The sequence below is a fragment of the Occallatibacter sp. genome, from assembly GCF_049582745.1.
GTDB lineage: Bacteria > Acidobacteriota > Terriglobia > Terriglobales > Acidobacteriaceae > Telmatobacter.
Window position 1 is genome coordinate 23594 of sequence record NZ_JBAUUO010000133.1, and the last position, 6457, is coordinate 30050.

Sequence of the window (6457 nt, forward strand, 5' to 3'; positions counted from 1 at the left end):
AGACACTACCTCACAAGAGATGAGGAGGAATACTGCGTTGTTGGTCAGAAGGTTGTTGAGCAGTGCACTGCTGCTCCTTGGCTATTGTTGTCATGGTCAGACAGTGTCACCGGTAATCGTGGAGTACAAGGGAAAGGCTGAGGGCAAGATCGCCCTCACCAACAACACCCTTGCACCTGCGGCAGTCGTGCTGGAGCCGCGAAGCTTCAGCGTCGCGGCTGATGGAAACGGTGTGTACCGGCCACTCGATCCGGGAATTCACGTCGAACTTTCGTCGATGAGTTTCCGGATCGACCCCGGCCAGACGTACTACGTCTTCTACAAGGCGAAGGCAGACAAGCTCCCGGCGTGGTTCACGATTTACTCGACGTTCTCCGCTGTCAAACACACTTCCGGTCTCGACGTTCGAATCCTCCTTCCACACACGGTATACATCTATCCCAAGAAGCCGCAGTCGAAGGAAGATGTGGTTGATGTAAAGCAGGCAGCCTACTTCAGCAAAGCAGGCAAAATCGTTTGCGACTTTGCGAACAGCGGCCCCGATCTGGAAAGGGTTGAAGAGATGCGTATCTCTTCGGCGAGTAAGACCATTACTGCGGCTGGGTTTCCATTGCTTCCAGGTGGGAAGCGCCACCTTGAGGTGGATTGGAAGGAGACCGAGCCACCGCATATGGTGGTGCTCCACATGGATCGGTCCACATTGAAATTACCCTTGAGCACGAACGATCAGTAGTGCTCTGAAATGGGTGGAAGGCACAGTGCGTGCGAGCCCTCTCCATAGTTTGCCTGGTTGCGGCCTTGATGCCTCATCTGCATGCTCAGGTGTTCGAAATCAATGGCGGATCATCGAGTCTTTATGATGCGCAGGGAGGCACTCTTTCCGCTAAAGGCGCCAGCTACGACGCATCCATCGGAGCAGGAGTGATTGCCGGCAAGTTCGTCGGCGGAGCAAGCCTTACCAAGGAAGTGGGGCAATCGACCTTCCTTCTGGGGTCGGACTACATCCGCTTTCAACTCCCCACAGACATATTCGACAGCAGCCACTACGTGGTGGCGCTGGGTGCGGGTGTACATACCAGGCTGGCAGAAACAGATCTCTTTGCATTCGGGGGAGCGACATCGACTGACTTTTCCAGTCCTTTATTTGAGGGCGCGCGCGCGCAAAACCCCGCCGCTATCCTCTTTCTGAAGAGAAAGCTTATACCTGGTGTTGAAGCCTCATCGCACATGGTCTTTTCGAACCAGACAACCGCGATCGAGAGCCTGGAGTGGACAGCGGCGGAGAAATTCCGGATTGCCCTTTCCGGGGGGATCGGAGCGAACCAACCTTACGGCGCCGGCAGCATTGACTTCACGCGCAACTGGATCGCCGCAAAGGCTGCTTACATCGCGGCGGGAAGCCAGTTTCATCGGGTGGCGGTTGAGGCGCCATTAATGAGCGAGCCGGATCGGGAGAATGTTCTCGTTACGCTCAAGCCTTCAAGATTCTTCAGTGTCAGCGGCGGCCGGCAGAATTTCCTCTCCCCTGAAGCCCATTCGCAGACAAGCGTTCGCAGCTCTGTCAATCTCATTTCAGGCAACCTCGAAGTTGCGAAAACCGGATTATCGGCATCTCTGTTTCAATCAAAATATTTGGACAACTCAAATGTGGCGACGGCGTATACCGCCGAGCGACAGCTGTTTTCAAGGGTTCGCGCCACGGCGAGTTACCTCGAGAGTCGCCCAGATAGCGGAACAAAGACGAAGACGATTTTGGGCAATTTCTCTGAGACGCTGACGCCGCGACTGAGTGTGACCGAGCTGGTAAACAGGTCTCAAGGGCAAACGACGGTTTCGTTTGGAGGTTCGCTGCTGTCGAACATCTGCATGATCAGTGCCGATTACCAGACGTATTATGTGCCCGAACGCAACTCGGCGCCGTTTGAGCAGGCGCTGATTATTGATGTGCAGCTGCATCTGATTCGCGGTCTTACTCTGCACGGTGCAACCTTTGTCGCGCCGGACGGAAGCTTGAGGTACACGGCAGACGCGCAGGCGATGGCCGTGCACCAGGGCGGATCGTTGCCAGGCAATACCGACAACAATCTCATGCGCGCCGACGTCGGTCAGAATATTGTGCGAGGGACCGTGCTGGACGTCGAGAATCACCCTGTTTCGGGCGCGGCTGTCATGATCGATCAGCTCCTGGTCTATACGGATGATGATGGCGTGTTTTATGTGCGGGAACGAAAGCCGCGGGTGCACGAGTTCAAAGTAATGAATAGTCAGTTCCTCGATGGATTTGCATACCGCGTGGTCTCCGCACCCGCGACTGTGCAAAGCAGAGCCCGGAACGATGAGCCGGAACCTGTAGTGATTGTGGAGCGGGTGAAGGTTGCCGCACGGTAGAGTGGACGTGATGAGGAAAGCAGCATTTTGGGGAGTTCTGCTGGTCAGCCTTGCTAGCGTGGGACAAATCCCCGCAGCGGCACAGGCAGTTCGGGTACTGGTGCAAAGGCCAAAGGCACAGTCCTCGGTTAGCTCATTGACAGTGTCCGCGAGTCCCTCCTCGGTCCGGTTCAATCTGGTTTCGGGAGGTGTCGCGAGCGGATCAAGCGCAATACAGATAACCACAAATTGGGGCGGAAGCCTTTGCCTGTTGACATGCACAATCAATATGTACGCGTATTTCTCGAATGCCAATGCCGCACTCTCAGGCGGAACGGATTTCATACCCAGTTCGGAGGTGCTCGGCCAGGTGACTACCGGGACGCCGACAACCTTCACCCCATTCGCAGAAACCAATCCCTTTGGCGGCGCCGGCTCCAGCCTGCAGCTTTACCGGCAATCTTTCTTTATTCTTGCGGGTGGCGGTTCGCGTACGGATGCCTTGAGTCTCGAGATTAATCTCTCGAACCAGAAACAGCTTCCTGCCGGCACGTACTCGGGTGTTCTCTTCATTCAGGCGCAATCCCTTTAAAGTTGGTAGCTGGAGTTTCGGATACGTCCCAAAGCAAAACGGCCCGACACCGCTGCCGACTGCCATTTCGATTCCTTATTGCCATGAGCCCCAGCGATCCGCTGTCTTCCTTGTGGAAGTCGCGCTCCCTCCGTATCATTCGGGAGTGGTTCGACTGGAGAGGCATCAGTGATCTCGCGACGCGATTTCCTGGCAACTGGCGCGATGGGAGCATTCGCCATGGCATCATCTCGATTCGCGGATGCCTCTGACTACAGTCCGGATAAATTTGGCGTGCAGCTTTACGTTCTGCGCGCCCTGCTGGCCAAGGATTTCGACGGCACACTGGCCAAGGTCGCGGCAATAGGCATCAAGAACGTTGAATTCGCGGGATTCTATGGCCGCACGGCAAAAGAAGTCCGCACCAGCCTCGCGAACGCCGGCCTCACGGCAAGTGGCGCGCATTGCCTGTTGGCCACCATGACTGACGACGAAGTCGGCCGCATGATCGATTTCTGCCACGAAGTCGGCATGCCATACATGATTGCCGCCGTGCCGTCGATCAAGCCCGGCACTTTACTGGCCAGCGGCAAGCGTAAATCAGGCAATCCGTTCGAGCACATCGAGCTTGAAGATTTTCGATGGAGCGCGGAACGATTCAACGTATTCGGTGCTCGCGTGCGCGATGCCGGAATGCGCTTTGCGTATCACAACCACAACATCGAAACGCAGAAATACGGCGACATCGTAGCCTTCGATGAAATGCTGCGCCTGACCGATCCCGCGCTGGTGGGCATGGAATTTGACACCGGTAATTTCATCGCCGGTGCCGGCGATCCCTATCCTTACCTTGAAAAGTATCCGCATCGATTTGAATTGGCCCATGTGAAGGAATGGGTCTCCCCGTTTACGCCGACGGTCACAAGCAATTTTCCAAAGTACGCATCGTTCGGCCAGGGAACAACGGACTGGAAGAAGATGCTGGGCGCGTTGAACAAGGCCGGCGTGAAGCAGGTCTTCATCGAGCAGGACGGGACGGCAACCGGCGACGAAGTAGGCGTTGTCCGGCAGGCATATCAGTTCCTAATCAGGGTCTGAGATTGGCGCACAGATGTTTGCGACGGTTAATTGCCGGATTACCCACACGCTCTGAACGGAGCGAGTGGGTACTATTCGATCGGCGACACAGTTTGTTTGTCTTTGCTTCGAGTAGTATGTATCCCGCGAAGAGTTGTTGCGGAAGTTGAGGCCGAAATGGACGTGTCGCCCCACGCATTGCTCGCTGCGCTGGGCCGAGCGCGAGCACCCATTCTCTGGATCGGCTGCACCTACGTGTTGAGTGTCGCAGTGGGAGCTGGAATGGTGCACGCGCACAACGGGTTTGCCCTCCGTTGTCGCGACAATCTGGTAGGCAAAGCTCGACAAACCGCAGTGGGCAAAGCGATGAACGGTGGAATGCCTCTGCGCGCCGCCGTAGGCGACTTTACGGGCAATCTGTTTCTTGGCGCGGTGCCGTCGACCGTCATGGGACTCGCGGTTGTCATGCCTTTCCCGTGGGTTGCATTTCGAGGTTGGGTGGGTGGAATAGTCTCTGTGGATGGAGAGCATATCAGCCGACTTAGAGACGGCCGCGAGCGCGTCTACTACCTTGGAGTTCTTCTGCTCCAGCTGATTCCATACACGCTTGCCGGGGGAACGGGCGTGCGTCTGGGTCTGGCATCTCTCTTCCCAAAAGGCCGTTGGCGTTACCCACCCGAGCGCTGGATGGGGCTTCCCGCAGAGGGCGTTCGCGATGTGGGTCGAATCTATCTTCTGGTAGTACCGATGTTTCTTATTGCGTCGCTGGTGGAGTTCCTGACGCGTTGAATGTCGGTTGATACCGTACCACCCTGAACGAGCCCGTAGATTTCCCGAGTTCCGAGCGAGTGACGGGCCATGCAGAACCAATCCCGGAATTGGTAAGTGACGTTTTCCCGCGCCAAAACAGAACGGGGCGGGTTGAGCATCAGTGACTTAGCTGCTGCCGAAATCCTGCCAATCGGGATGTGCCTCTTTGTGGATCAATCGCTGATTGTTACCTGTCTGGAACGACCATCGAAGGTGATCTTCCAATTACTGAGAATATCCCTACCGATCAAGCAGGCGTAGTACGGTTCCTTTATGAAATCTCCAGAAACAATTCGGATCGGGTCGAATAGAGCGAAGACTGGTACCAGGAAAACTTATCGCTCCGGCATGCTCGCCGCACCTCTGGAGATTTCCTAAAGTCCTTATCTCGGTTTCGCCTGTTTGTAGGAGCTTGCAGTATTTCGCAAAGGTTTTGCTGATTACAGTTACAGACGCCCCTGTGTCCAAGAGGGCCTTCATTTTACGAGGCTCCGGATACTCCAGTCCGATAAGTCGTCCCGCTTCGATAACTTCACGGGAATTGGTCACAGCTACGTCAATGCACGGACCCGGGTCATTGGCGCGCCATTCCATTTGGTTGGATTTTGTCTCACGCCCTTCAGGATTTGATGATCGACTGTATCCCCGAGGGATTGTTACCGCTGCGGGAAGCGGCGCGAATTCGGGTTTTGGTCCGATTGGTGGAGGTTGGACTGGCTCGCAGTGTAGAGCGCGGATGAGCTGCTCATACTCGGCTTCAGAGTAAGGATCATTTCGGAGGTCTACTCCGTGTTTCGACCTTAGGTAGGTAGGAAGACACGAATTCCAGTCGCCAATACGAAGCACGGGAATGAATTTACGAGTTTCGATCTGCTCGGCAAGCGCACCAGTGATAACCATCGACTCATATCCGACTCCACCAGCGCGATCTTTCGCTTTCTCGGCATAGGTTGGAGTACAAATGACGATCACGAAGTCGCAGTTCTCAATGCCTCGCTCCATGAAAGCAAGCCGATCACTGCCTGGGACCAGATCCCACTGGTCCAAGATGACACGTACCCCACTTTTCCCTTGCAATCTCTCGGCGAGTTCTCGAACCCAGAGTTTTTGAGGTTCGTTTTCCCAGGCATAGGATAGGAATGCCTGCGGTATTCGTCCCTTGGATCTGTCCGCTCGCTCCGGCGTTGCCGGCGGTCGGATGAAAGGTTCCCAAGGCAGTTGGGTACCACTCATACCAGATATACCGGCTCCGTCACCCACACCTGCTTTACAAGGAACTGTCGACGGACACCGAACCTCTGAAGGCCTGCTCTCAGAGCCTGAGCATAGTCGTCAAAGAACCCTGGTGCGATCTCCTCATCCTGGATAACGACAAACTCTCCCGGGTGGGACCGCGACCATTCTTGACGGTGTTGCTCGAACACCCTTAGTTCCTTTGAGAACTGTTTACCGGCTCCGTCCATTCGCGTCACCTCCCGAATATTACCGCCAATTTCTAAAACGTCACGGGCTGTGCCAGCAACGGCATCGCCATCAGGAATGGCTCCACTTCTTGCGCATGATCGATCAGACCGTTCCGGCGGGGAAGGAAATCTATCTGATCTGCGACAACTACGCGACGCACAAACATGA

At 55.5% G+C, this 6457-nt stretch carries 6 protein-coding genes and 1 pseudogene; 6 read left to right on the top strand and 1 reads right to left on the bottom strand.

The annotated features are described in order from the left end of the window. The first annotated feature begins 55 nt into the window (after positions 1 to 55). From WCA10_RS18760 to WCA10_RS18780, 5 genes are all read left to right on the top strand, one after another. Entirely contained in the window at positions 56 to 733 is a 678-nt protein-coding gene (locus WCA10_RS18760) for a fimbrial biogenesis chaperone (protein ID WP_472824044.1), read from the top strand. Positions 734 to 762: 29 nt separating this feature from the next. Further along, entirely contained in the window at positions 763 to 2388 is a 1626-nt protein-coding gene (locus WCA10_RS18765) for a hypothetical protein (protein ID WP_472824045.1), read from the top strand. A 250-nt stretch (positions 2389 to 2638) separates the two neighbouring features. Beyond that, positions 2639 to 2959 (top strand): hypothetical protein, encoded by a 321-nt coding sequence (locus WCA10_RS18770; protein ID WP_472824046.1) that lies wholly within the window; start codon positions 2639 to 2641, stop codon positions 2957 to 2959. Positions 2960 to 3178: 219 nt separating this feature from the next. Next, positions 3179 to 4036 (top strand): sugar phosphate isomerase/epimerase family protein, encoded by an 858-nt coding sequence (locus WCA10_RS18775; RefSeq protein WP_472824047.1) that lies wholly within the window; start codon positions 3179 to 3181, stop codon positions 4034 to 4036. A gap of 156 nt (positions 4037 to 4192) precedes the next feature. Further along, positions 4193 to 4804 (top strand): stage II sporulation protein M, encoded by a 612-nt coding sequence (locus WCA10_RS18780; RefSeq protein WP_472824048.1) that lies wholly within the window; start codon positions 4193 to 4195, stop codon positions 4802 to 4804. Between the two features lie 261 nt (positions 4805 to 5065). On the opposite strand, the gene WCA10_RS18785 is transcribed toward WCA10_RS18780, so the two are convergent. Further along, positions 5066 to 6058 carry a toll/interleukin-1 receptor domain-containing protein gene (locus WCA10_RS18785; protein WP_472824049.1) on the bottom strand — a complete coding sequence of 331 codons (993 nt, stop codon included), beginning with the start codon at positions 6056 to 6058 and terminating at the stop codon, positions 5066 to 5068. A gap of 271 nt (positions 6059 to 6329) precedes the next feature. Here WCA10_RS18785 and WCA10_RS18790 point away from each other — a divergent pair. After that, a pseudogene (locus WCA10_RS18790) lies at positions 6330 to 6457 on the top strand (IS630-like element ISCARN69 family transposase); the annotation flags it as partial.

Excerpts from the sequence above, each read along its gene's own strand:
- WCA10_RS18785 (WP_472824049.1), bottom strand. The coding sequence starts at position 6,058 with ATGAGTGGTACCCAACTGCCTTGGGAACCTTTCATCCGACCGCCGGCA.
- WCA10_RS18775 (WP_472824047.1), top strand. The coding sequence starts at position 3,179 with ATGGCATCATCTCGATTCGCGGATGCCTCTGACTACAGTCCGGATAAA.
- WCA10_RS18780 (WP_472824048.1), top strand. The coding sequence starts at position 4,193 with ATGGACGTGTCGCCCCACGCATTGCTCGCTGCGCTGGGCCGAGCGCGA.